The organism is Myxococcus llanfairpwllgwyngyllgogerychwyrndrobwllllantysiliogogogochensis (genome assembly GCF_006636215.1).
Lineage (GTDB): Bacteria > Myxococcota > Myxococcia > Myxococcales > Myxococcaceae > Myxococcus > Myxococcus llanfairpwllgwyngyllgogerychwyrndrobwllllantysiliogogogochensis.
Map to the genome: position 1 here is coordinate 1 of NZ_VIFM01001006.1, position 388 is coordinate 388.

At 61.6% G+C, this 388-nt stretch carries 1 protein-coding gene; it reads left to right on the top strand.

Going from position 1 to position 388, the window contains the following annotated elements; genetic code table 11:
• A partial coding sequence (locus tag FJV41_RS57690; protein WP_141649709.1) for a transposase occupies positions 1 to 388 on the top strand: 388 nt, incomplete at both ends.

Below are 388 nucleotides of genomic sequence, written 5' to 3' on the forward strand. Positions count from 1 at the left end.
GTGGGATAACTCACCAAATCCACGAAATTCATTATCTCGACATTGATCTGCTCAGCGCCAAGGGTGTGATGCTCAAGAGCGGCACGGTGGTGGACGCCACCTTGATCGCGGCCCCCAGCTCGACCAAGAACAGTAGCGGCGAGCGCGACCCGGAGATGAAGCAAAGCCGCAAGGGGCAGCAGTGGTACTTTGTAATGAAGTGCCACATCGGAGTCGACGCCGACTCGGGTCTGGTGCACACCGTGCGCGGCACCAGCGGCGCGGTCCATGATGTGATCGAGGCCAACAGCCTGGTGCGCGCAAGCGACCACGATGTCTATGCCGATGCCGGCTACCAAGGCGCGGGCCAACGCCCTGATGCCAGGCGTGACGTGAACTGGCACATCGC